Raw genomic sequence first — 24,980 nt, 5'->3', positions numbered from 1 at the left:
GCGGATGCACGGCCGTGCGGGATCCGGCTGTCGCGACGCGCCCCCGGATTGACCCCAGTACGGGGGGCAAGTCGCCCTCCGCATGACCCCCGAAGGGCCGGATCTCCATAGACTCGACAGAGCATCACCTGTCGTCTGCAGGGGAACGACAGGCCGGCCTTCCCGGGGGAGACCCGTTTGCTGTTCATCGCCGCGGCGCTGCTGACCGCCTCGATCCACTCACTGGGAGTCGTCGAGGCACCGACCGTGCCCGTTTCCGCCGTCATCTCGTCGGGCGCCGCGGGGACCTCAGGACCGGGACGGCCCGAGCGGGGCACGCAGCCGGCCGTCGACGCGCTCGCCGGAACCTCCGGGCAGCGCTGGCTGGACGCCCTCGAGGCGGCGGCGCCGGTGACGCTGCGAGCCGCCGACGACGACTCCCGCGTGACCGCGACCGCGATGGACGACCCGCCGAGCACGAACCTCGTCGCGAACTGGTGGCGTGCCCTGTCGCCGGCGTCACGGACGTCCCTGACGGACGACGCCCCCGTCGTGATCGGCAACCTGGACGGGGTGCCGTACGCCGTCCGGGACGTCGCGAACCGGGCCGCCCTGGCTGCGGGTCTCACCGACACGGACACCCCGACCGCGCTCGCCTCGATGCTCGGCCAGGTGCGGGAGTCACTCGAGCAGGCCCCCGACGACCCGCGGAAGTACCTCGTCACCCTCGACACCCGGGGGAGTGGCCGGTGCGCGATCTCCGTCGGTGACCTCGACACCGCGGGCGACGTCTCGGTCGTGGTGCCCGGCATCTTCTTCTCCGTCAACGGCCAGATGGTGGACTTCACCGCGACGGCCGGGGACGTGTTCCGGGAGCAGGCCACCCTGGCACCCGTGGCCGCCCCGGCGGACGGACCGGGCAACGCGGTCCTCGCGTGGATGGGCTACCGCACGCCCGGCATCTCGGACTTCATGTCGCTCGATCTGGCTCACCTCGGTGCCGACCGGCTCGTGCGCACCCTCGACGGCATCCGTTCGGTCCGCAACGACCACCAGCCGCGCCTGGGCGTCGTCGCACACTCGTACGGCTCGACCACCGCGCTGATCGCGCTGTCCTCCGGGCGTACCCGGGTCGACAGCCTCACCATGCTCGGGTCGCCGGGGAGCGCGGTCACCTCCGTCGACGAGCTCGGCGTGCCGCGCGGCGAGGTGTACGTCGGCGGGGCGCACTGGGACCCCATCGCGGGCACGGGCTTCTTCGGCACCGACCCGGGGCGCGCGGCGTTCGGTGCTGCGGCGCTCGACCTCGTCGGCGGGAGCGACCCGGCGGACGCCGGTGACGTCTTCCGGCAGCCGTGGGGGCACAACGACTACCTCAAGCCCGGCACCGCCTCGCTGCACGACGTGGCGCTCATCGCGGTCGGACGGGGCGACCTGGTCCGCAGTGGGCACGGGCCGGGTGACACCCCGGACGACGGGGTCGTCCAGGCGTCGCCGGACATGTACCTCGTCCGTCCGCAGGACCTCCAGCCGCGCGACTGAGTACTGATCACCGCAGGCCGGACGGGAGGCCCGTCAGACGTGACCGGATCGTGACCGGACACATGTAGGGCCGGTGATCCGGGCCTCCAGGCCGGGTCGGAGCACGTGGCGGAGGCGAGGTCGAGAGCATCCTGTGCGGCTGCGCAGTCGCGCGACCGCGCGCACCAGAGTGGACCCAGCCCGTCTCCTTACCGTGCTCGGCATGCGAATCGTGCGGTGGCCGGGTGCCCTCCTGATGTTCATCGTCATGTCGGTCCTCGCCGGCCTGCTCGTCGCGGTCGCGCTCACCCCGGCCGTCGCGGTCGCGGGGGAGGGCACGAGCGGAGCGGCCGAGTTCTTCGAGGACCTGCCGAGCTACCTGGACATCCAGACGCCGCAGCAGGTGTCCGCCGTCTACGCGAAGCAGGGCGGACACGAGGTCCCGATCGCGTCCTTCTACGCCGAGAACCGCGTCAACGTCACGTCCGACCAGATCGCCGACACGCTCAAGCAGGCGGCGATCGACACCGAGGACCCGCGCTTCCACGACGAAGGCGGGATCGACGTGGTCGGGACCCTTCGCGCGACCATCGCGGACGCACTCCACCAGGGCGTGCAGGGCGGCTCGAGCATCACGCAGCAGTACGTCAAGAACGTGCTCGTGCAGCAGTGCGAACAGCTGAACGGCACGGACGCGGCCTCCACCAAGAAGAAGGTGGATGCCTGCTACGAGAAGGTCGCCGGTCAGTCGAAGGCACGCAAGCTGCAGGAGATCCGGTACGCGATCGCCGTCGACAAGAAGTACACGAAGGACCAGGTCCTCACCGGGTACCTGAACATCGTCGGGCTCGGCGGTCGTGTCTACGGTGCCGAAGCGGGGGCCGAGTACTACTTCGGCGTGCACGCGAAGGACCTGTCGCTCGTGCAGTCGGCGACCCTGGTGGCGATCCTCAACAACCCCTCGAACCTGCGCATCGACCAGCCGGCGGACAAGACGAACGGGGCGGCGAACGGGTACGCCCTGACGAAGGTCCGCCGCGACTACGTCCTCCGCCGCATGCACGCCCACGGAGCCATCACCCGGGACGAACTGGCGAAGGCCGTCGCGACCCCCATCGCACCGGAGATCACCGCGACCGCCAACGGCTGCTCGACCGCCGCCACGAAGTACGACGCGGGCTACTTCTGCGACATGGTGCGCTCGCAGCTGCTCGCCGACCCGGCGTTCGGCAAGACGGCCTCGGACCGGATCGCCACCCTCGACACGAAGGGACTGTCGATCCACACGTCCCTCGACCTGGACCTGCAGGCGACGTCCCAGAACGCCCTGTCGTCCTACGTGCCGACCACGATGGCGGGCGTCGACGCCGGTGGCACGAACGTCACGGTCGAACCCGGCACGGGACGTGTGCTGTCGATGGTGCAGAACACGGCCTACACACAGTCCGACGCGCCCACTGCCGGCGCCACCGCGGTCAACTACAACGCCGACCAGGCCATCGGCAGTTCCGGTGGCTTCCCGACCGGGTCGACCTACAAGGTCTTCACCCTCGCCGACTGGTTGGCGAACGGGCACACCCTGTCGCAGTCCGTCTCGACGACCGAGCACACCTTCCCGCAAGCCGAGTTCACCAACTCGTGCACGCCCGTCGGTGGCGCACCGTGGATGGTGGCCAACGCCGAGCAGGTGCCGTCCTCGATGACGGTCCTCGCGGCCACGGTCGAGTCGATCAACACCGCGTTCGGCGCGATGGCGGAACAACTCGACCTCTGCGGCATCCAGAAGACCGCCGAGAGCATGGGCATCCACCAGGCCGACGGCAGCGCACCGGACTCGAACCCCGCCTCCGTGCTCGGCACCAACCCGCTGGCACCCATCGACCTGGCCGAGGCGTACGCCGGGTTCGCCAACGGCGGCGTCGCCTGCACGCCCACCACGATCGACTCCGTCACGACCGCCAGCGGCGGCACCATCCGACCGACCCCGGCCACCTGCAACCGCGGGGTCAGCGCCGAGGTCGCCGGCACGGTCGACTACGCGTTGCAGGGCGTCCTGAGCGGGTCGGGCACGGCGGCCAGTGCGAACCCCGGCGACACGGTGCCGAAGTTCGCGAAGACCGGCACCACCGACGGTGACGAGCAGAACTGGCTGATCACCTCGTCGACGAAGTACACGAACGCCACCTGGATCGGCAACGTGCAGGGCCACGTGCGCCTCGCGAACTGGCCGTTCCTGCAGGGCACGACCGGGTACAGCGCGAAGTTCGGCGTCGGCAAGCAGATGATGACCTACCTCGACGGCGCGTACGGCGGCGGGGCGCTGCCAGCGCCGGACCCGGCGATGATCGGGACGACCGCGAAGGCGAAGACCGCGACGCCGTCGACCGGCTCCGGTGCGCAGCAGGGGACGCAGGCGGCCGGGCAGCAGGCCGCGGGGACACAGACCCAGGGCACGCAGACCCAGGGCACGGGGACCACGGGCACACGGGCACCGGCGTCGTCGGGCACTGCGGCGCAGGCTCCGGCCGCGCAGGCTCCCGTCACCGGCGGGGCTGCGGTCGGTGGTGCAGCTGCGCCTCCGGCCGGCTGACCCAGTCCTGCACAGGCGAGCGCTCGGCGTCGGCCGTGCGCAGCCGTCCGACCCCCGCGTGGCGTGCCCAATAGACTGGTGCGCATTCCACGAACCGATCGACGGAGCACCATGCCTGACATCACGAGCGAGCAGGTCGCACACCTGGCGAACCTCGCACGTATCGCACTCACGCCCGACGAGATCGAGAAGATGACCGAGGAGCTGTCACTCATCGTCGACAGCGTCGCGAAGGTCACCGAGGTCGCGACCCCGGACGTCCCCGCGACGAGCCACCCGGTCCCGCTCGAGAACGTGTCCCGCCCCGACGTGGTCGGCGCGACGCTGACCCAGGAGCAGGCGCTCTCCGGCGCCCCCGACTCGGACGGCGAGCGCTTCCGGGTGACCGCGATCCTCGGCGAAGAACAGTAGGCGGAAGAACAGTGACCCACGACATCACCACGCTGAGCGCTGCCGCGCTCGCCGACGCCCTGGTGGCCCGCGACGTCTCGAGCGTCGAGGCCACACAGGCCCACCTCGACCGGATCGCCGCCGTCGACGGGGACGTGCACGCGTTCCTGCACGTCAACCAGAACGCGATCGCCGCCGCGAAGGCCATCGACTCCCGCCGCGCGGCCGGGGACGACCTCGGTCCGCTCGCCGGTGTGCCGATCGCCGTCAAGGACGTCCTGTGCACGCAGGACATGCCGACCACCTCGGGCTCGAAGATCCTCGAGGGCTGGGTGCCGCCGTACGACGCCACCCCGGTCGCCAAGCTCCGCCGTGCCGGCCTGGTGCCGCTCGGCAAGACGAACATGGACGAGTTCGCGATGGGCTCGTCGACCGAGTTCTCGGCGTACGGCCCGACCCACAACCCGTGGGACCTGGACCGGATCCCCGGCGGGTCCGGCGGCGGCTCGGCGGCAGCGGTGGCCGCGCACGAAGCCCCGCTCGCCCTGGGCTCCGACACCGGTGGGTCGATCCGTCAGCCCGGCGCCGTCACGGGCACCGTCGGTGTGAAGCCGACCTACGGTGGTGTCAGCCGTTACGGTGCGATCGCGTTGGCGTCGAGCCTCGACCAGATCGGGCCGGTGTCCCGCACCGTGCTCGACGCCGCACTGCTGCACGACGTCATCGGCGGGCACGACCCGAAGGACTCCACCTCGCTGCGGCAGGAGTGGCCCTCGTTCGCCGCCGCCGCACGCGACGGTCTGCAGGCCGACTCGCTCAAGGGCGTCCGCATCGGCGTCGTCAAGGAACTCGCCGGTGGTGACGGCTTCCAGGCCGGCGTCACGCAGCGCTTCCAGGAGACCGTCGCGCTGCTCGAGTCGGCCGGTGCCGTCGTCGTCGAGATCGATGCGCCGTCGTTCGCCTACGCGATCAGCGCCTACTACCTGATCCTCCCGGCGGAGGCGTCCTCGAACCTCGCGAAGTTCGACTCGGTCCGCTTCGGCCTGCGCGTCACGCCCGAGGGCGGCGCCACGGTCGAGGACGTCATGGCCGCAACGCGTGAAGCCGGCTTCGGGCCCGAGGTCAAGCGCCGCATCATCCTCGGCACGTACGCCCTGAGCGCCGGGTACTACGACGCCTACTACGGCAGTGCGCAGAAGGTCCGCACGCTCGTCCAACGTGACTTCACCGCAGCGTTCGAGCAGGTCGACCTGCTGATCAGCCCGTCGGCTCCGACGACGGCGTTCAAGATCGGGGAGCGCATCGATGACCCGCTCGCGATGTACCTCAACGACCTCACCACGATCCCCGCGAACCTGGCGGGCGTCCCCGGCATGAGCATCCCGAACGGTCTGGCGCCCGAGGACTCGCTGCCGACCGGCGTGCAGCTGATGGCCCCGCAGCGCGAGGACGCCCGGCTCTACCGGGTCGGTGCCGCGCTGGAGCGTCTGCTCGAGCAGCAGTGGGGTGCCCCGCTCATCTCCCGGATCCCGAACCTGGACGCCACGCAGCAGTCCGCCGCAGAGGAAGGTGTCATCTGATGGCCAAGGACGCACTCATGGACTTCGACGAGGCGCTCGAGCGGTTCGAGCCGGTCCTCGGCTTCGAGGTGCACGTCGAACTCGCGACGGCCACGAAGATGTTCTCGGACGCGCCGAACTTCTTCGGTGGCGAACCGAACACGAACGTGACACCGGTCGACCTCGGGCTGCCCGGGTCCCTGCCGGTCGTCAACGAGCAGGCCGTTCGCTACTCGATCCAGCTCGGGCTCGCGCTCGGCTGCTCGATCGCCGAGAGCTCGCGGTTCGCACGGAAGAACTACTTCTACCCGGACAACCCGAAGAACTACCAGATCTCGCAGTTCGACGAGCCGATCGCCTTCGAGGGCGAGGTCGAGGTCGAACTCGCCGACGGCACGATCTTCCAGGTGCCGATCGAGCGCGCCCACATGGAAGAGGACGCGGGCAAGCTGACCCACGTCGGTGGTGCCACGGGCCGCATCCAGGGCGCCGAGTACTCGCTCGTCGACTACAACCGCGCGGGTGTCCCGCTGGTCGAGATCGTGACGAAGCCGATCGTCGGTGCCAAGGAGCGCGCCCCCGAGCTCGGCGCCGCGTACGTGCAGGTCATCCGTGACCTCGTCCGTGCGCTCGGCGTCTCCGAGGCCCGCATGGAGCGCGGCAACCTGCGCTGCGACGCGAACATCTCGCTGCGCCCGTGGGGCCAGGAGAAGCTCGGGACCCGCACCGAGACGAAGAACGTCAACTCCTTCCGCGCAGTCGAGCGTGCCATCCGCTACGAGATCCAGCGGCAGGCGGCGATCCTCGCGGCCGGCGGCACCATCACGCAAGAGACCCGGCACTGGCACGAGGACACCGGTCGCACCTCGGCCGGCCGTCCCAAGTCGGACGCCGACGACTACCGCTACTTCCCGGAGCCGGACCTGCTGCCCGTCGTGCCCGACCCGACACTGATCGAAGAGCTCCGCGCGGGTCTGCCCGAGGCACCGGTGGCCCGACGTCGTCGCCTGAAGGGCGAGTGGGGCTTCGCGGACCTCGAGTTCCAGGACGTCGTCAACGGCGGCCTCCTCGACGAGGTCCAGGCGACCGTCGACGCCGGTGCCGGTCCGCAGGCCGCCCGCAAGTGGTGGACCGGTGAGATCAGCCGTGTCGCGAACGCGCAGGACGCCGCTCCCGGCGACCTGGTGTCGCCGCAGCACGTGGCCGAGGTCATCGCGCTGGTGGAGTCCGGTGACCTGACCGACCGTCTCGCACGCCAGGTCCTCGAGGGCGTCATCGCTGGGGAGGGCTCGCCGGCGCAGGTCGTCGAGTCCCGTGGGCTGCAGGTCGTCTCCGACGACTCCGCCCTCACCGCCGCGGTCGACGAGGCACTGGCCGGGCAGCCGGACGTGCTGCAGAAGATCCGCGACGGCAAGGTGCAGGCCGCCGGGGCGATCATCGGCTCCGTGATGAAGGCGATGAAGGGCCAAGCCGACGCAGCTCGTGTGCGCGAGCTCGTCCTGGAGCGCGCGCAGCAGCAGTAGCACCGGCGGGAGCGCGACCCGCAGCAGACGGGAGGCCCGTGGCGGATCCGCCACGGGCCTCCCGTCTGCGGCGTTCCACCATCCTGGGGACACGTCAGCGATCCGGTGACAGGATGGAGCGTGTCAGCAACGATCCGAGCCATCGGTACCGCCGTCCCGCGGACCACCCTCGGGCAGGCGTCGGTCCGTGACCTGTTCGCCGCCCAGCCCGGCCTCGGGAGGCTTGCCTCGCGGCTCGTTCCCGCGGCCTTCAACGCCTCCGAGGTGGAGCACCGCCACAGCGTCCTGCCGGAGCTCGACGCGACGGCCGCGCCCGGTGCTTTCCGTGACGCCGACGGGATCCTCAGCTCGCCGAGCACCGGGACACGGAACGACCGCTTCCGCGAGCTCGCTCCGCCGCTCTTCGTCGGCGCCGCTCGTGACGCCCTCGAGCGTGCCGCGGTCGACCCGGCGACCGTCACGCACGTCGTGACCGTGTCCTGCACCGGCTTCACGCAGCCCGGGCCGGACCTGGCGATCGTCGAGGAACTCGGGTTGCCGCGCAACGTCTTCCGGCAGCACGTCGGGTTCATGGGGTGCTTCGCCGCGTTCCCCGCCCTCCGCATCGCCGACGCGTTCGTCGGCGCGGACCCGACGGCGGTCGTCCTCGTCGTCTGCGCTGAGCTCTGCACGTTGCACGTCCGTCACTCAGAGGACCCGGACCAGATCGTCGCGAACAGCGTCTTCGGCGACGGAGCCGCGGCGGCCGTCGTCACGGCGGACGGCCCGGGCCTCCGTCTCGACGCCTTCACCACCATGGTCCTGCCCGAGGGTGCGAGCGAGATGGCGTGGAACATCGGTGACGAGGGCTTCGAGATGGTGCTGAGCACCGAGGTCCCGAAGCTGATCGGCGTGCACGCGGCCGAGGCGGTCGCCCCGCTCCTCGGTCCCCGCGGATGGACCCCGGACGACGTGCCGGTCTGGGCCGTGCATCCCGGCGGGCGGGCCATCCTGGACCGCACCCAGGACGCCCTGCACCTGCCGGACAGCGCGTTGACTGCGAGCCGCGCGGTCCTCCGCGACCACGGCAACATGTCGAGTGCGACGGTGCTGTTCGTCCTCCGGGAGGCCCTCGAGGCACGTCCCGCGGACGGTACGCCCGTCGTCGCGCTGGCCTTCGGGCCGGGGCTGACCGTCGAGGCGGCGTCGCTGACCGTGGTCGGGAGCGCAGTCGCCGCGGCGGACGCCAGCGGTGCGCCCGCAGTGGTCGACGCGGCCAACGCTGTCGCCCCGGTCGGGGTGGGGGCGTGACCGAACCCGTCGACCTCTCCACCCGCGCGGTCGACCTGCGCGAGTTGATGGACGACCCGGACTGCGACCCGGCGATGCTCGACCGGACCTTCCGCCGCTTCGCCCTGGTGAACGCCGCGGTGTCCGGCTGGCGGTCGGTCTGGCGGACCCACGTCGCCCCGGCGCTGCCGGCGACCGGTCGGGCCCGCGTGCTCGACCTCGGCTGCGGTGGCGGTGACCTCGCCCGGTCACTGCTCCGGTGGGCGCGGGGGGACGGCTTCGACCTCGAGGTCGTCGGGGTGGACCCGGACCCGCGGGCGATCGCGGCGGCGGAGCGACGGACGACGGCCGGGGTGACGTTCCGCACGGAGTCGAGCGCCGACCTGGTCGCGGCGGGCGAGCGGTTCGACGTCGTCGTGTCGAACCACGTGCTGCACCACCTCGACGACGCCGAGCGGGCGGCGTTCCTCCGGGACTCCGGGGAGCTGGCCGTCACCCGCAGTGTGCACTCCGACATCCGGCGTTCGGTGTCCGCCTACCGGCTGTACGCGATCGGGGCGCCGTTCGTCTCGGCAGGCACGTTCATCCGCGAGGACGGTCTCCGCTCCATCCGCCGGAGCTTCACCGTCCCCGAGCTCACGGCCGCCCTGCCGCCGGGCTGGCGTGCCGAGGCGGCGTCCCCGCACCGGGTCCTCGCAGTCCGCTGACCTTCCCTGAGGAGCTACGGGCGCAGCAGCACCTTGATCGCCCGGCGCTCGTCCATCGCGGCGTAGGCCTCGGGAGCCTGGTCCAGGGGCAGTTCGAGATCGAACACCTTGCCCGGGTCGATGGTCCGCGACAGCACGTCGGGCAACAACTCCTCGATGTACGCGCGTGCCGGGGCCATGCCGCCGCCGACCGTGATGTTCTTCGCGAACAGGAACGGCATCGGCAGCTCGGGGTCACCGGCCGGCACGCCGACGTAGCCCACCGCACCGCCGGGACGGACGACCCGCAGAGCCTGGTCCATGCTCTCCGCGGTGCCGACGGCCTCGAGCGCGCAGTCGGCGAGGTCGCCGTCCAGCAGGTCCCGCACAGCCTGGACGCCCTCGTCGCCGCGGGTCTCGACGATGTCGCTCGCGCCGAAGTCGCGTGCCAGCGCCTGCCGGTCCGCGTGCCGGCTCATCGCGATGATCCGGTCGGCGCCGAGACGCTTCGCCGCGAGGACCGCCGACAGCCCGACCGCACCGTCGCCGACCACGACGACGGTCTTGCCCGGGCCGACGCCGGCCGAGACCGCGGCGTGGTGCCCGGTGGAGAACACGTCGGACAGGGTCAGGAGCGACGGCACGAGGTCCTCGTCGACCGGCCCGGGCACGACGACGAGGCTGGCGGCGGCGTCCGGCACACGGATGTACTCGGCCTGGGCGCCGCCCAGCGGGTGGCCGTAGGCGTCCGGCGTGACACCGAACGTGGAGCCGTGGTCGCAGCCGCTCGTCATGCCGTGCGCGCAGGCCTGGCAGGTGCCGTCGTTGGTCGTGAACGGTGCGATGACGAAGTCGCCGACGCGCAGGTCGGTCACGTCGTCGCCGACCTGGTCGACGACGCCGACGAACTCGTGACCGATCGCCCGCGGTTCCTTCGTGTCGCGGACACCCCGGTAGGGCCAGAGGTCCGAGCCGCAGACGCACGCGGCGACGACGCGCACGACGGCATCGGACGGGGTGAGGATCGTGGGGGCGTCACGCTCCTCGACACGGATGTCGCGGGGAGCGTGGATGACTGTTGCACGCACGGGTGTGCCTTCCGTCGGGATGATCGGGGAACGGCCGGTCGACGTTGTCCGGACGCCAGTCGACAGTACGCTCGTGCGGGTGGACGAGGACCGGTACGGCAGTGACGTGCTCTCGGGCGACTGGCGCTCGCGGGGTGTGCAGAAGGTGCGGCAGGTGCCGCTCGAGCGCGACATGGTGCTCGAGGACCCCGACTCCGGGTGGGCCGGCGCCGTGGTCGGCCTCGAGGCCGGCAACGTCTCGCTCGAGGACTGGAAGGGTCGGGTCCGCGCCTTCCCCTTCGTCGGTCAGTTCCTGCTCGAGGGTGAACTGGTCACCCTGACGCGCCCGCAGGCACCCGTCGGTCGGTCCGCCGCGGCCGCGCCGCCGGCTCGTTCCACCGCCACCGCCGGCACCGCCGCGGCCGGGAGGCCCGGAGCGGCCCCGGCGGTCCGGCACGCCTCCGACGGTGGTCGCCTCCGCACCGCGTCCGGGTCGTTCGCCGTCGAGCAGCAGCGCGCCCGGGTGGCCCTGCCGAGCCGGATCATGGTCGAGGGCAAGCACGACGCCGAACTCGTCGAGAAGGTGTGGGGCGCCGATCTCCGGGTCGAGGGGGTCGTCGTCGAGGAGCTGTCCGGCGTGGACAACCTGGCTGACGTGCTGGACGACTTCCGCCCGACCCGGGAGCGCCGGGTCGGCGTCCTCGTGGACCACCTCGTGCCGGGCTCGAAGGAGTCCCGTTTCGCCGACGCCGTGATGCGCGGGAAGTGGGGCGCACACGTGCTCGTCGTCGGACACCCGTTCGTCGACGTCTGGCAGTCGGTGAAGCCGGCACGTGTCGGACTGCAGGCCTGGCCGACGATCCCACGGTCGATCGAGTGGAAGGCCGGCATCTGCCAGGCGCTCGGGTGGCCGCACGCCGAGCAGGCCGACATCGCCCGGGCGTGGCAGCGGATCCTCGGGCAGGTGCGGACGTTCGCCGACCTCGAGCCGCAGCTGCTCGGTCGGGTCGAGGAGCTGATCGACTTCGTGACCGAGCCGGTCTGACGGTCGTGCGCCGGGCCTCCCGTCGCGCCTCGGGGCGGATCCCGGGCGCGCCGCCTACGCTTGCAGGATGGACGGCATCGACGGACGCGTGCGGAACGCCGTCGACGTCTGGCTGCGCTGGCTGCCCCGGTGGCAGATCGGGACGGCCCGTCCACGCACCCGCATCTGCCGACGCTGCACGGGCTCGCCGATCGCCGCCGCAGCGGGATTCGGGCCGGACGTTCCGCACCCGGTGCAGCACGCGCTGATCGGTCGGATGTCCGCCATCGTCGAGGACGCGGTCGACGACCACACGGCGAAGAACCTGCCGCTGCTGCAGCGTGAACTCGAGCGGGCCGCAGCACGCAAGCGACGCTCGGGGTACCAGCCCGCCGAGGGGTTGTCGCCGGAGTTCCAGGGCCTGGACGTGGACCCGCAGCCCGAGCCGGGCGAGCCGTTCCTGTTCACCCTCGGGGAGCTGGCGGGCACCGGGGCGAGCGAACAGGAGCCGCGCGAGCCGCTGTCGGACGAGGCGAAGGCCGCACTCCGCCACGAGATCGAGCTGTCCGACGAGTGCGCCCGGTCGACCGGTACGGCCGTGTGCCTGGCGCTGCTGGACCACCGGGAGCGCATCGCCGAGGCCGTCGAGCGTCTCGTCGAACCGCAGATCGCCGCGCTGGTGTCGGACATGTTCCGCGGGTTCGACGGCCCGGACGAGGGTCCGCGGGGCGGCCTCTTCTAGCCGGCAGCCCGCGCGTCGCCGCCCGCCGGACGCCTGCCCGACCGGAGGCGCACCACGAGTCGGGTGAGGAGCCGCCAGCCGACCAGGAACACCCCGAGGACGACGGTGGCCACGACGAGGAACGAGATCGGCAGCGGGTTGCCGTCGACCACGCCCTGCCCGGTCGCGACCCGGATCGCCATCCCGACGAACACCGTCAGGATCCACGCCACGACACCGGTCGGCCAGATCGCGAGCGGGCGCGACCACGCCCCGGAGGTCACGTACGCGATCGCCCACCCCGCCAGGAACGGGTACGCGGTCGTCCACAGGCCGAGTGGCGCGAACGCCTCGCCGTGCGAACTGCGTCCGATGACGGCGAACGCCACGATGAGCACGACGTCGACGACCGCCGCGAGCCAACCCCAGGTACGAGTCTCCACGGCACCATCCTCTCAGGCCCCGGCCGCGTGGCCACCGGCCGCGTGGCCCCCGGTTGTTCACCGACGCGTCACGTGGTGTTCGGGCCGCGCTCCCACGATGGGACGGTGACGACGCTCGAGACCCCGGCACCGATGACGACCGGGAAGCCCGGCCTCCGTCCGCCTCGGATCGTCGCCTCGCGTGGGGCCCCGGGTGTCCGCCGTGAGAACACGCTGCCGGCCGTCGCCGTCGCCGAGGCCCTGGGTGCCGACGTCGTCGCGGTCGACGTCCGGGTCACCGCCGACGGGGTCGCCGTGCTGCTGCACGACGAGACCCTCGGCCGGATGTGGGGCGACGGCCGCCGCGTCTCCGCGACGCCGTGGTGCGACGTCGCCCGGCTGGGCAACGGGCTCGACCGCATCCCACGCCTCGACGCCGTGCTCGAGCGCCTCGAGGGGTGCTCCGCCGCCCTGGTGATCGGGCTCGCGGACCCGGCTGACGCCGACGCCGCGGTGCGCACCGTGGCGGGAGCCGGCACCGGCGTGGACGACGCCGTGCGGGTGGCCTGGCGCGGGACGCTGGCTGCGATGCGGGCCGTCCGGGCGCTGCTGCCCGAGGCCGACGTCTGGATGCCCTGGGACACCCTCCGAGCACCGACGGCCGCCGAGGTGCAGGAGCTCGGGCCCTCGACACTCGACCTCGACGTCGCCTTCCTCACGCCCGCCACCGTCCGCGCGGCACACGCCCTCGGGCTGTGCGTCGCGGTGTGGACCGTCGACGACCCGGAGCCGACGCGCTGGGCGACCCGGCTCGGCGCGGACCTGGTCCTCACCCAGGACGTCGCCACGGTGCACGCCGTCCTGGCCGCCGCGGAGCGGGACGGCTGGTCGCGGCCGGCCCGGGAGCCCGGTGAAGCCGAGATCGCCGGCCGCGCCCAGACCCTGGCACACCGGATCGCGCACGAGGTCATCGCCTTCACCCGCGAACACCGCGTCGACCCGGACACCGGCGACACCGAAGGGCAGGTCGCGGCGCTGGACCGGTCGATCGAGCAGCACGTCCGCGGTCGCGTCCGGGCGGCGTTCCCCGAGCACGGCTTCGTCGGCGAGGAGTACGGCGTCGCCCCCGGGGACAAGCACCGGTGGTACCTGGACCCCGTCGACGGCAGCCGGAACCTGGCGAACGGCGTGCCGTGGACGAGCACCTCGCTGTGCCTGACCCGGTCCGGGCGCCCCCTGGTCGGCGTCGTCGCGGACCCCTGGCGCGGCGAGGTCCTGGAGGCCCGCCGCGGCCGAGGAGCGACCGAACGCGACCGGGTGCTGCGCCTCGACGACGCACCGCGCGCCCTCGCCGGCGCCGTGGTCGGGACCGAGCTCGACGGTGCCCACCCGTGGCCCGGCTTCGGCGTGTTCGTCGACGCGCTCGCCGCCCGGTCCTGCTCCGTGCGCGTCCCCGGCTCGGGCACCCTGACGATCGCCCAGGTGGCCGCCGGCCGGGGGATCGGGGCGTGCATGCCGGCGTTCGACCCGATCGACCACGGTGCCGCCGTGCTCCTCGTGCACGAAGCCGGCGGGGTGGTGCTGACCCTCGACGGGCCGGTGCAGGACTTCCCGCCCGCCGGTGTGCCGTTCCTGGCGGCGCACCCCGGCGCGGCCGACGAGCTGTTCGCGGTCTGGACCGCGGCGATCACCGGGGCCGGGCCGACGTCCTGACGGTGGACGGGCCTCCCGGACGGGAGGCGCACGGCGGCTTCTGAGCGCACGCACAGTCAGACCCGGCCGACGGTGCCTAGCGTGGGCGCCAGCGGGCACGGTGCCCGCGACGAAGGAGCACACCATGGGATTCCTCGACCGTCTGCTCGGCCGCGAGGAGCGTCCGGAGCAGCCACGACGCGGGACCGGTGGTGCACCGCAGCCGGGCTACCAGTACGGCCAGCAGTCGTACCAGCAGGCGCCGGCCGCGCCGTACGGTGCAGCCACGCCGTACGGTGCACCCGACCGGTCAGGACCCGGCCAGCAGCCCGGGGGCGAGGACCAGCGGGCCGTCGAGCGGTACCGCTACCTGCTCCGGACCGCGCCGCCGGAGCGGATAGAGGAGGTGCACGCCGAGGCGTTCGCCACCCTGACGCCCGAGCAGCGCCGGATGGTCTACGACGAGTTCACCCGCACGGCTCCGGCCGGCGAGGCCCCACGTGGCGACGATCCTCGCTCGCTCGCCCAGAGTGCGACCCGGTCCGAGCTCCGGCAGCCCGGGTACATGGAGCGCTCGCTCGGCGGCATCGGTGGCGGGGGCATGGGCGGTGGCTTCGGCGGACGGCAGGGCCCGGGCTTCGGCAGCATGCTCGGCGCCTCGCTGCTCGGCACCGTCGGTGGCTACGTGATCGGTTCCGCCCTGATGAGCGCCTTCCTCCCGGACCCCGGGTCGTTCGACGGTGGAACCGATGCGAGTGGTGCGGATGACGGCGGTTCGGGGGACACTGGTGACGGATCCGGCGACGGCGGTGCGGCCGACGGCGGCGGGTACGACAACGCCTCCTGGGGCGACGGTGGTTCCGACTTCGGCGGCATGTCCGACGGCGGGTTCGACCAGGGCTCCAGCGACTTCGGTGGTGGCTTCGACGTCTGAGTGACGTCCGTCGCTCCCGCCGTCCGGTCGACCGGTCCGCGTGTCCGGTCGGCCCCGAGGGACGCAGCCGGTCACGAAGGAGCGACATGGCCATCATCGAGGCCTCCGGCCTCACCAAGACCTACCGATCCAAGTCGGGGCCCGTGCACGCACTGGCGGGCCTCGACCTCTCGGTGCCCGAGGGCACCGTCACCGCACTGCTCGGACCGAACGGGGCCGGGAAGACCACCACCGTGAAGGTCCTCACGACCCTCGTCGAACCGGACGCCGGGTCAGCGTCCGTCGCCGGCATGGACGTCGTCGCCGACCGGCAGGGCACCCGCCGTGCGATCGGCGTCTCCGGGCAGTACGCCGCCGTCGACGAGGACCTCACCGGGTTCGAGAACCTCGAGATGATCGGGCGGCTCTACCACCTGGGCCGTCGGGCAGCGCGCGACCGGGCACGCGAGCTCATCGAGGTGTTCGGGCTCTCCGAAGCGGGCGACCGCCCCGTCAAGGGGTTCTCCGGCGGCATGCGCCGTCGGATCGACCTCGCCGGGGCGCTCGTGATGAACCCGCGCGTGCTGTTCCTGGACGAGCCGACGACGGGCCTCGACCCGCGCAGCCGGCTCGCGCTCTGGGGCATCATCGAGGACCTCGTCGCCGACGGAGCCACGGTGCTCCTCACCACGCAGTACCTCGAGGAGGCCGACCAGTTGGCCGACGACATCGCCGTCATCGACGACGGCCGGGTCATCGCCGAAGGCACCTCGGACGAGCTCAAGGCCCAGGTCGGCGGACACCGCGTCGTCGTCACCCTCGTGGACGCCGCCGACGGGGACGCCACCGCCACCGTCCTCCGGCGGCACGGCAGCGGGGAGGTCGAGACGAGCGGCGATGGTCGCACCCGGGCCGTCACCGTCGACGCCGGGCCCGCGGCGCTGCAACGGGTCCTCACCGACCTCGGCGCCGCCGGCATCGCGCTGCACGACGCCGGGATGCGCCGCCCGACGCTGGACGACGTGTTCCTCCGGCTCACCGGTCACGCCGCGACGGACGACCAGGACGGCGGTGGGGGTGGACGCATGGACGCGACGGCGGGGACCGGTCCGTCGGGCGGGGAGCGGGCCTCCCGACAGGAGCTGGTGCCATGACCACCACCACGACCGGCACCGGCAGCGCACTCGGGCGGCAGTTGCCCGTCGTCGTCACCGCCCCGCTCGCCGTCTGGTTCGAGGACGGCTGGACGGTGACGAAGCGGAACCTGATCAAGATCAAGCGGTCGCCGGACATGCTCGTGTTCGCCGTGCTGCAGCCGATCATGTTCGTCCTGCTGTTCAGTCAGGTCTACGGCGGCGCGATCAGCGTGCAGGGGACCGACTACACGCAGTTCCTGATGGCGGGGATCTTCGCGCAGACCGTCGTCTTCGGCGCCACGTTCTCCGGGTCGGCGATGGCGCAGGACCTCAAGGAAGGACTCATCGACCGGTTCCGGACCCTGCCGATGTCGGCCTCGGCCGTGCTCGTCGGACGGACGAACTCCGACCTCGTGCTCAACGGCATCTCGATGGTGATCATGATGGTCACCGGGCTGGCGGTCGGCTGGCGGGTGGGATCGTCACCGGTGGAGTTCGTCGGCGGGCTCGCACTGCTCCTGCTGTTCAGCTACGCGTTCAGCTGGGTGATGGCCCTGCTCGGCATGAGCGTCAAGACGCCCGAGGTGATCAACAACGCCTCGTTCATGATCCTGTTCCCGCTCACGTTCATCTCCAACGCCTTCGTACCCAGCGAGACGATGCCGCTCGTGCTCCGGGTGTTCGCGGAGTGGAACCCGGTCTCCTCGCTCGTGCAGGCAGCGCGCGAGCTGTTCGGCAACGCCGGGTCGGCGCCGGTGCCGGACATCTGGACCATGCAGCACCCGATCACGACGGTGTTGATCGGGATCGCGGTGATGCTCGCGGTGTTCGTGCCGTGGGCGGTGAACAAGTACACGCGGATCAGCAGCAAGTAGGAGCGGGCTGCCGTCGCTCGTCGCTCGTCAGCCGTCGCTAGTCGTGCAGGATGGCGTTGCGCACCTTGCGGCGCAGGACCTTGCCGATCATCGAACGGGGGAGGTCCTCGACGACCACCACGCGACGCGGCACCTTGTACGCGGCCAGGTGATCGCGGGACCACGCCCGGAGCGCCTCCGGGTCGAACGCCGCTGGGTCGGTGGGGATCACGGCGGCGACGACCTGCTCGTTGCCGCCCTGCGTGATGCCGACGACCGCGACCTCCTTGACGCTGGGGTGCTTGAGCAGCGTGTCCTCCACCTCGGAGGGCGCGACGTTGAACCCGCCAGTGATGATGAGCTCCTTGAGCCGGTCGACGATGCGCACGAACCCGTCCGCGTCGATCGCAACGATGTCGCCCGTCCGGAACCAGCCGTCGGAGGTGAAGACCTCGTCGGTGGCCTCGGCCTTGCCCCAGTAGCCGCCGAAGACCTGCGGGCCGCGGACCTGCAGCTCACCGGACTCGTCGGTGCCGAGCACCCGGGACTCGTCGTCGGGGTCCACCACCCGGCACTCGGTCGACGGCAGCGGCAGGCCGATCGCACCGAGGCGACGGGCGTCCGACACCGGGTTCGCCATCAGCACGGGAGAGCACTCGGACAGGCCGTAGCCCTCCACCAGGAAGCCGCCGGTGCGGGCCTCCCAGGGCTCGATGACGTCCTGCGACAGCGGCATCGCGCCGGAGATGCCGATGTCGATGCCCGCCAGCGACACCTTCGCCGAGTCGGCGGCGTGCTGCAGCCGGGCGTAGATCGGCGGTACGGCCGGCAGGAACGTCGGCGGACGCTTCTTGATCGCCTTGAGGACCAACGCAGGGTCGAACGCCGGGAACAGGACGAGCCTCCCGGCGATGCTCATCGCGAACGTGAGGCACAGTGTCAGGCCGTACGCGTGGAACATCGGCAGGACGGCGTGCACGACGCTGCCGTCACCCGCGCTGATCTGGGGGATCCAGGCCCGGGCCTGCGCGGCGTTCGCCAGCAGGTTCCGGTGCGTCAGGACCGCGCCCTTCGGGGTGCCGGTCGTGCCGGAGGTGTACTGGATGAGCGCGACGTCGTCGGTCTCCGGCCGCGGGTGCCGCTTCGACAGCTTCCGGGCCGACACCAGGTCGTCCCACCGCGTGGTTCCGGACACCGAGGTCGTGAGCTTCGCGCGGGACTCGCGGGCCTTCGCCACCGGCAGCGACAGTGCCAGGCGCGTGCTGCGCGGCATCGCCCGGGTGAGGTCCACCGAGACGATCGCGTCCAGCGCGACGTCCTTCGGGAAGTCCTGCAGCGTCGCCACCGACTTGTCCCACGCGATCGCGACCTTCGCGCCGTGGTCCTCGAACTGGTGCCGCAGCTCCCGCGGTGTGTACAGCGGGTTGTGCTCCACGACGATGCCGCCGAGCCGCAGCACCGCGTAGAACGCCACGACGTGCTGCGGACAGTTCGGCAGCACCAGCGCCACCCGATCGCCCTTCGTCACGCCGAGCTTGCGCAGCCCGTTCGCTGCACGGGCGATCTGCTCCTCCAGCTGGGCGTACGTGGTCTCCCGCGTGAAGAACTCGAGCGCGACCGCCTTCGGGAAGCGCCGTGCCGACTGCTCAACCAGGTCCGGCAGGGACCCCGTCATCGTTTCGATGTCGTGCGGCACCCCTGACGCGTAGGAGGCAAGCCAGGGACGAAGCGTGTCGATGCTCACGTCGTCCAACCTAGCGGGCGGAGCCGAGGGGTTGTCAGACGCGCGTGGTGCGCGTCTGCAGCGGAGCTGCCGCGGGTGCCGCGGGTGCCGCGGGTGCCTCGGGTGCCTCGGGACGTTGCTCGGGGCGTTGCTCGGGACGTTCCTCGGCGCGGACGCGGTTTCCGGCGAGCGTCCGGTGCGCTGTCAGGGGGTCGACGGAGCATGACGGCATGTCGTTCGTCACCGATGCGTTCCGCACCCGCTTGCAGGCCACGTTCACGGGCAACACCCACGGCAGCCCGCAATGGGTGGACGAGCTCGAGAAGGGAACCGACGCCGGCTTCTTCGGCCCCGGCTCCGCCACCTGGTCCGTGCACGGCGGCAACCAGACCATCGTCGCCGGCGTCCGGGCGCTCCTCGTCCAGGCCCTGCACCCCGGGGCGCTCGCCGGGGTCGCGGACCACTCCCGGTACAAGGAAGACCCGTTCGGCCGGCTCGCGGGCACCATCCGCTGGATCTACACCGTCACCCACGGCGACACCGCCACCGCCACCTCTGGCAGCGAATGGGTGCTGCGGCTCCACGAGCGGGTGCGCGGCCTGTACGTCGACGGCCACGGCATCGGACGGCCGTACACGGCGAACGACCCGGACCTCGCCCGCTGGGTGCACCTCGCGTTCACCGACGCGTTCCTCCGCACGGCCCAGCGCTGGGGCGAGCCGATCCCCGGTAGCGCCGACGCGTACGTCCGCGAGTGGGCAGTCGCCGGACGCCTGATGCGCGTGCACGACGCCCCCGAGACCGAGGCCGAACTCCGCGCGCAGATGGACGGCTACCTCGACCGCGGCGAGCTCGCCGTCACACCCCGGACCCGTGAGGTCCTGCGGTTCATCAAGAACCCGCCCCTCGCCGCGATGCTCCGACCCGGCTACCGCGCGATCTACCAGGGCGCGGTGTCGACCCTCGACCCGCGACACCGGGCGCTGCTCGGGATCCGGGCACCCATGATCGGTCCGATCGAGCTGCCCGTCGACCGGGCGACCGGGCTGGTCCTCGACGGCATCACCGGCGTGCTCGGCAACCAGACGGGCAGCGAGCGGGCGGCGCTGCGGCGCATCGAGCGGCTCGAGCGGCTCGAGCGGCTCGAGCGCGAGGCCGCGGATGCCAGGTCCGGGGAGCGCGGGCTCGGCGCGGCTTGAGGGGTGCGAGAGCGGGGGCGGCTGCGCCTGCGGCCCCGCGAGCGGCTGTGGCGTGCGGCTGCGCCTGTGGCGAGCGGCTGCGCCTGCGGCGAGCGGGCGGATCTGCGCGGATGCCGCTCCCGTCGCCCGGGCTTTCCGCCCGCTCACCCTGGGGACGGAGCGATGAAGGGGTCGCGCAGGCCCGTCTCCGGCGAGTGGGCGGAATCGCCGTCGCGCCCGGCCTGCAGTCCGGGCATTCTGCCCGCTCACGCTCCGTCCTCGGCTCTCTCGGACCTCACGGCCTCTGCGCGCCGGGGCCGGATCAGCGCTGCTCGGGGCTGCTCGGGGCCGCAGGCGAGCTTGCGGGCGGGGCGGGTGAGCGGGTGAACCTGCCGGGTATGACGCCGGGACGCACGGTATTCGGCCCGCTCGCGCTCGATGGTCTCGGTTGCGAGTCGAGGTGTTGGGGCGCGCGTGCCGGTGTCCGGGCGGTCCTGCTGTCGGCGAGCGGGCGGATGTGAGCGGCACCGGCCAGGAGTGGCGCGGCATCTCGCCCGCTCACGTTGCCGGGTGAGAACGGACGGGCGGGAAAACGGTGTGCGCCTCGATGAGCGAGGGCAATCACACGACAGCTCGAGACGGTGCACCAGGCGTTCCGCCCGCGCCCCGGGCGGGAGGGGGGCGGCGGACGGGAGGCGCGGTGCCAGATCAAACCGCGCCTCCTGTCCGTGGGGGTCAGAAGCCGGACGGTACCCGCGGGGTGTAGGCCTGCTCGAGTCGCGCGACCTCGTCGTCGTTCAGTTCGATCGTGGTCGCGGCGACCGCGTCGTCGATGTGGTGCTCCTTCGTCGCGCCGATGATCGGTGCCGAGACGGCCGACTTCCCAGCGACCCACGCGAGGGCGATCTGCGCCATGCTCGCGCCGCGCTCCTCCGCGACCTGCCCGACCGCTTCGACGATCGCTCGGTTCGCGTCCTCGTCCTGGCGGTACAGCGTCTTGCCGAACTCGTCCGTGTCGGACCGTGAGCCGGAACCCTGCGCGTCCCAGGGGCGGGTGACCTTGCCGCGGGCGAGCGGGCTCCACGGGATGACGCCGACGCCGGTGTGGGCACAGAACGGGTGCATCTCGCGCTCCTCCTCACGTTCGAGGAGGTTGTACTGGTCCTGCATCGCGACGAACTTCGTCCAGCCGTTGCGCTCCGCGACGTGCTGCATCTTGGCGAACTGCCACGCCCACATGCTCGACGCACCGATGTAGCGGGCCTTGCCGGACTTGACGACGTCGTGGAGGGCCTCCATCGTCTCCTCGACCGGGGTGAGCGGGTCGAAACGGTGGATCTGGTACAGGTCGACGTAATCGGTGCCGAGTCGTGTCAGCGAGGCGTCGATCTCGTGCATGATCGCGACACGAGACAGCCCTGCCCCGTTGCGGCCCGGACGCATGCGGTTGAAGACCTTCGTGAAGACCTGGACCTCCTCACGGGGAGCGAGCTCCTTGAGGAGTTCGCCGGTGATCTCCTCGCTGCTGCCCGCCGAGTAGACGTTCGCGGTGTCGAAGGTCGTGATGCCGGCGTCGAACGCCCGGCGGACGAAGGGGCGCGCGTCGTCGATGCCGACGCTCCACGCGTGCGAGCCCTTCGTCGGGTCGCCGTAGGACATCATGCCGAGGATGACACTCGAGATCTCGAGGCCGGTGTTGCCGAGGCGGACGGTGGGGACGGTGGGGGTGTCGGACATACGGGGTCCTTCCGTAGCGGAGCGCTGGTGGGGTCGTGCCTGCTTGCGTGCGTGCGTGCGCGCATGCGTGTGTGCCCGCGAGCGGGCTTTCCTGACGGGTGTGTCAGGCGGAGACCCGGGCATCTCGCCCGGTCACCGCGAGCAGACGCACCTGCAGAGGAGCATCGTCGTCCACCTGCACTGGAGCCGCGTACAGCCCGGTCGCCGCGAGGGACTGGATCTGCGGTTCGAAGTGCGTCCACACCGCGTCGACGAGCTCGTCGGGCAGGCGCTCGTCGCTCCCCGTCGCGCGGGCCAGGTCCCACGTGTGGATCGTGATGTCGCTGGTCTGCTCCGCGAGGTACTCGCCGGCCCGCACCACGTCGGTCGACAGGTGCACGGGCGTGTCCTTCGGTGCGCGCTGCCAGGCTTCGATCGCCGCGCTCGAGTGCCGTTCCCACTCAGCGAGGAGGTCATCACCGATCGGCTCCAGGTCCGCTTCGGCCTGGGCGTAGTCACAACCGGTGAGGAGCTTGGGGATCCAGCGCTGTTCATCCACAACGTGTGCGACGAGATCGCGCGTCGTCCACTCGGAGTCGGGGGTGGGAGCGTCCCAGTCGGTGACGGCGGCGACGCGGCGGCCGAACTCCGCCACGGCGAGTGTCTGCAGCGTGATCCAGTCGGTGGACATCGGGGTGCTCCTGTTCGTCGGCGAGCGACATTCCGACGACCGCGTCGGACGTGCTTCGTGTGCAGCGGTGTTGCGTGCAACCCTGGGACCGAGGGGCGGATTCCCCCGGGTGGGCCAGAGCGTTCCTCACGGTACCGCTCCGGTCGGTCGGGAGGCGCTGGGGCGGATGGCGCGGAGCTCCCTGCTCGTGATGGGCGCGCGGGCGACGGGTGTGGCGGGCGAGGGGCGCGTCGGCGGCGAGCCGGCGGCTGAGCGGGCGGCTGAGCGCTCGGTTCCGCGTGAGCGCTGAGCGCTGAGCGCTGAGCGCTGAGCGGGCGGAATCCCCGCTGGATCCGGGAGAACGCCCTGCTGTTCCGCCCGGTCGGCAGGGAAGACGCACCCATCCACCCACGGGCACGACCACGAAAGCGAACGCTCGAGCCGGTCCCGGACAGCACGAAGCCCCGACGCCGAGGGCGCCGGGGCTTCGAGAGGGCGGAGAGGTCAGGCCGCCTGGAGGACGAACTGGACGTCGAGGTTGATCGTGACGTCGTTGCCGAGCGTGAAGCCGCCGGCCTCGAGGGCTGCGTTCCAGTTCACGCCGAACTCGGTGCGGTCGATCTTCGTCGTCGCCTCGGCACCGAGCTTGACCTGACCGTAGCCGTCGGTGATGACGCCGCCGAACTCGGTCTTCAGCGTGACGGGCTTGGTGACGCCACGGAGCGAGAGTTCGCCGTCGATGAGCATGTCGTCGCCGTCCTCGCGGATACCCGTTGAGCGGAACGTCATGTGCGGGTGCTCCTCGGTCAGGAAGAAGTCACCGGTCGCGAGGTGCTGGTCACGCTGCGCCTGGTTGGTGTTGATGCTCGAGACGTCGATCGAGGCCTCGAGGGTCGTGTCGAGGGGGTTCTCGGCGGTCACGAGGGTCGCGTCGAACTTCTCGAACTTGCCCTTGACCTTGCTGATCGCGAGGTGACGGACGGAGAAGCTGACCTCGGAGTGGGTCGGGTCGAGCTTCCAAGTGCCGGTGACGTAACCGGGGATGGCGGAGGCGTTGAGAGCCATGGTGTGTCCTTCTTCGAGCGATGAGTCATGGGCGGGCGCGAGATTTCATGCACCTGCATCGAACCTGATGGTAGCCCATTCTGCACCGCTTTGGTTGAAGCGTCAACCATTGTTCACCGAGGTGTTGTTCTTCGGGCGGTGCCGGCCCGTTCGGCCGGCGATGAGGAGACGACGCATCCGCGCGACGAAACGGTCGGCGGACGGACCGACGTCATCCGCGGTCGCCCGCACCAACCACCAATCGTCGTCCTTCAGCAGTTCACCCCTGGTCAGGTCCTTCCGGAACGTCGCCGGGTCGGTCCGATGGAGGTCGCTCTCGTACTCGATCGCGACACGAGCATCGGGGTATGCGAGGTCGACGCAGGCGACCCACCGTCCGTCCACCACCACGTCGTGGTTGAGGACGGGTTCCGGGAGACCTGCGCGGGTCAGGAGGAGCCGCATCCGCGTCTCCCCAGGCGACCGTGATCCAGCCCGGATCTCGGCGAGGGCTGCCCGGAGCTTCACGACGCCGCGACAGCCTCGCCGCCGACGCACGGCCGCGGCCAGTTCGGGGAGCGTCGACCAACCGAGCCATCCCACCAAGGCGTCCCCAGCCACGATGAGTTCGTCCAGCGACAGGAACGAGGCGAGCGCGGTGAAGGTGTCGGCCGGATGCGTCAGCGCGACACCCCTGGTCTGGACGACTCGGACCGAACCCGCCTTGGCCCGGTGCCCCACCGACCCACGGACGCGCAGCGCCTGGTCCGTCCCGATCGTGGTGACGTGCAACCGCGGATCACGTTCGATCCGGCGGGGCAACGGCACGCCGAGGAGCATCGCGGCGGTCGTGTGGCTGAAGACCTGGTCATGGCGCAGCCGAGGAGCGAGTGCCCGCGCGAAGGCGTCCGGCGTGTGCGGTTGCTCGGCACATCGCACGCCGTGGAACGGACGTCGCAGGTCGCGGGCATCGAGCCGCCCGCGTGGAACGCCCATGTGGAGCGCGCGACGCACTCGGAACGGCGTCTGACGCAGGGCCGGGGGGAGCGGGGTCCTCGGAGACATGGGTCCATGGTGCGAGCCGCACCGGAGCGCCGGGGCCAGACCGAGGCTCCAGTGTGGACAGGACCGGCCGTCGGCCGGATGTGCAGGACGGGACGCAGCTCGCGAGCGGGCGGAACCACGGTTGTGCGGCATGGGCTGCCCCGGCGTTCTGCCCGATCGTGGGGGGGTGTCCCTATGGTTTTTGTCAAGCTGCGAGTGGGACGGGTGGCTGGTAGAGGGTGCCGTCTCGGAGCATGGC

At 71.7% G+C, this 24,980-nt stretch carries 21 protein-coding genes; 14 read left to right on the top strand and 7 right to left on the bottom strand.

Annotated elements, in window-relative coordinates; translation table 11 throughout:
* Nucleotides 1-246: 246 nt before the first annotated feature.
* From DEI89_RS06470 to DEI89_RS06440, 7 genes are all read left to right on the top strand, one after another.
* Entirely contained in the window at nt 247-1,521 is a 1,275-nt protein-coding gene (locus DEI89_RS06470) for an alpha/beta hydrolase (protein WP_146236697.1), read from the top strand.
* Between the two features lie 202 nt (nt 1,522-1,723).
* On the top strand, nt 1,724-4,090 hold the full coding sequence (locus tag DEI89_RS06465) for a transglycosylase domain-containing protein (RefSeq protein WP_146236696.1): 2,367 nt from the start codon (nt 1,724-1,726) through the stop codon (nt 4,088-4,090).
* Between the two features lie 111 nt (nt 4,091-4,201).
* A complete protein-coding gene (gatC, locus tag DEI89_RS06460; protein WP_110903234.1) occupies nt 4,202-4,501 on the top strand; it encodes an Asp-tRNA(Asn)/Glu-tRNA(Gln) amidotransferase subunit GatC in 300 nt (99 codons plus the stop codon).
* Nucleotides 4,502-4,512: 11 nt separating this feature from the next.
* Nucleotides 4,513-6,060 carry an Asp-tRNA(Asn)/Glu-tRNA(Gln) amidotransferase subunit GatA gene (gatA, locus tag DEI89_RS06455; protein WP_110903233.1) on the top strand — a complete coding sequence of 516 codons (1,548 nt, stop codon included), beginning with the start codon at nt 4,513-4,515 and terminating at the stop codon, nt 6,058-6,060.
* On the top strand, nt 6,060-7,562 hold the full coding sequence (gatB, locus tag DEI89_RS06450) for an Asp-tRNA(Asn)/Glu-tRNA(Gln) amidotransferase subunit GatB (protein ID WP_110903232.1): 1,503 nt from the start codon (nt 6,060-6,062) through the stop codon (nt 7,560-7,562). The genes gatA and gatB overlap by 1 nt, the downstream gene beginning before the upstream one ends.
* 120 nt (nt 7,563-7,682) lie before the next feature.
* On the top strand, nt 7,683-8,852 hold the full coding sequence (locus DEI89_RS06445; RefSeq protein ID WP_110903231.1) for a type III polyketide synthase: 1,170 nt from the start codon (nt 7,683-7,685) through the stop codon (nt 8,850-8,852).
* Nucleotides 8,849-9,538 carry a methyltransferase domain-containing protein gene (locus DEI89_RS06440; protein WP_258366121.1) on the top strand — a complete coding sequence of 230 codons (690 nt, stop codon included), beginning with the start codon at nt 8,849-8,851 and terminating at the stop codon, nt 9,536-9,538. Before DEI89_RS06445 ends, DEI89_RS06440 begins: the two co-directional genes overlap by 4 nt.
* 14 nt (nt 9,539-9,552) lie before the next feature.
* On the opposite strand, the gene DEI89_RS06435 is transcribed toward DEI89_RS06440, so the two are convergent.
* Nucleotides 9,553-10,605: a zinc-binding dehydrogenase gene (locus DEI89_RS06435; RefSeq protein ID WP_110903230.1), complete on the bottom strand. Its 1,053-nt coding sequence runs from the start codon at nt 10,603-10,605 to the stop codon at nt 9,553-9,555.
* 79 nt (nt 10,606-10,684) lie between these two features.
* On the opposite strand from DEI89_RS06435, the gene DEI89_RS06430 reads away from it, so the two are divergent.
* Nucleotides 10,685-11,629, top strand: coding sequence for a DUF3097 domain-containing protein (locus DEI89_RS06430; protein ID WP_110903376.1), 945 nt, complete (start codon nt 10,685-10,687; stop codon nt 11,627-11,629).
* A 67-nt stretch (nt 11,630-11,696) separates the two neighbouring features.
* Nucleotides 11,697-12,350 (top strand): spermidine/putrescine ABC transporter substrate-binding protein, encoded by a 654-nt coding sequence (locus DEI89_RS06425; protein ID WP_110903229.1) that lies wholly within the window; start codon nt 11,697-11,699, stop codon nt 12,348-12,350.
* Here DEI89_RS06425 and DEI89_RS06420 read toward each other — a convergent pair.
* Nucleotides 12,347-12,772: a DUF3054 domain-containing protein gene (locus tag DEI89_RS06420; protein ID WP_110903228.1), complete on the bottom strand. Its 426-nt coding sequence runs from the start codon at nt 12,770-12,772 to the stop codon at nt 12,347-12,349. The two genes, DEI89_RS06425 and DEI89_RS06420, sit on opposite strands and share 4 nt — an antisense overlap.
* A 105-nt stretch (nt 12,773-12,877) precedes the next feature.
* Between DEI89_RS06420 and DEI89_RS06415 the strand changes: the two genes are divergently transcribed.
* From DEI89_RS06415 to DEI89_RS06400, 4 genes are all read left to right on the top strand, one after another.
* Nucleotides 12,878-14,464, top strand: coding sequence for an inositol monophosphatase family protein (locus DEI89_RS06415; RefSeq protein WP_110903227.1), 1,587 nt, complete (start codon nt 12,878-12,880; stop codon nt 14,462-14,464).
* Nucleotides 14,465-14,588: 124 nt separating this feature from the next.
* Nucleotides 14,589-15,377: a hypothetical protein gene (locus DEI89_RS06410; protein ID WP_110903226.1), complete on the top strand. Its 789-nt coding sequence runs from the start codon at nt 14,589-14,591 to the stop codon at nt 15,375-15,377.
* Nucleotides 15,378-15,463: 86 nt separating this feature from the next.
* Complete coding sequence (locus DEI89_RS06405; RefSeq protein WP_110903225.1) at nt 15,464-16,510, top strand: ATP-binding cassette domain-containing protein; 1,047 nt, start codon at nt 15,464-15,466, stop codon at nt 16,508-16,510.
* A complete protein-coding gene (locus tag DEI89_RS06400) occupies nt 16,507-17,367 on the top strand; it encodes an ABC transporter permease (RefSeq protein ID WP_110903224.1) in 861 nt (286 codons plus the stop codon). The genes DEI89_RS06405 and DEI89_RS06400 overlap by 4 nt, the downstream gene beginning before the upstream one ends.
* 37 nt (nt 17,368-17,404) lie before the next feature.
* Here DEI89_RS06400 and DEI89_RS06395 read toward each other — a convergent pair whose 3' ends face one another.
* Nucleotides 17,405-19,090, bottom strand: a complete 1,686-nt coding sequence (locus tag DEI89_RS06395; RefSeq protein WP_110903223.1) for a long-chain-fatty-acid--CoA ligase — start codon at nt 19,088-19,090, stop codon at nt 17,405-17,407.
* A gap of 209 nt (nt 19,091-19,299) precedes the next feature.
* On the opposite strand from DEI89_RS06395, the gene DEI89_RS06390 reads away from it, so the two are divergent.
* Nucleotides 19,300-20,268, top strand: a complete 969-nt coding sequence (locus tag DEI89_RS06390) for an oxygenase MpaB family protein (RefSeq protein ID WP_110903222.1) — start codon at nt 19,300-19,302, stop codon at nt 20,266-20,268.
* Nucleotides 20,269-20,982: 714 nt separating this feature from the next.
* Here DEI89_RS06390 and DEI89_RS06385 read toward each other — a convergent pair.
* The 4 genes from DEI89_RS06385 to DEI89_RS06370 form a co-directional block, all read right to left on the bottom strand.
* The gene (locus tag DEI89_RS06385) at nt 20,983-21,984 is read right to left on the bottom strand and encodes an aldo/keto reductase (protein WP_110903221.1); all 1,002 of its coding nucleotides are present in this window, start codon (nt 21,982-21,984) and stop codon (nt 20,983-20,985) included.
* Nucleotides 21,985-22,087: 103 nt separating this feature from the next.
* Entirely contained in the window at nt 22,088-22,654 is a 567-nt protein-coding gene (locus DEI89_RS06380; RefSeq protein WP_110903220.1) for a TIGR03086 family metal-binding protein, read from the bottom strand.
* Nucleotides 22,655-23,137: 483 nt separating this feature from the next.
* Nucleotides 23,138-23,698 carry a YceI family protein gene (locus DEI89_RS06375; RefSeq protein ID WP_110903219.1) on the bottom strand — a complete coding sequence of 187 codons (561 nt, stop codon included), beginning with the start codon at nt 23,696-23,698 and terminating at the stop codon, nt 23,138-23,140.
* A gap of 102 nt (nt 23,699-23,800) precedes the next feature.
* Nucleotides 23,801-24,673 carry a hypothetical protein gene (locus DEI89_RS06370; protein ID WP_146236695.1) on the bottom strand — a complete coding sequence of 291 codons (873 nt, stop codon included), beginning with the start codon at nt 24,671-24,673 and terminating at the stop codon, nt 23,801-23,803.
* Between the last annotated feature and the right edge of the window lie 307 nt (nt 24,674-24,980).

This window comes from Curtobacterium sp. MCBD17_030, from assembly GCF_003224255.1.
Classification (GTDB): Bacteria; Actinomycetota; Actinomycetes; order Actinomycetales; family Microbacteriaceae; genus Curtobacterium.
Note: the sequence above shows the minus strand (reverse complement) of the source record. Positions and strands in the feature narration are given on the sequence as shown.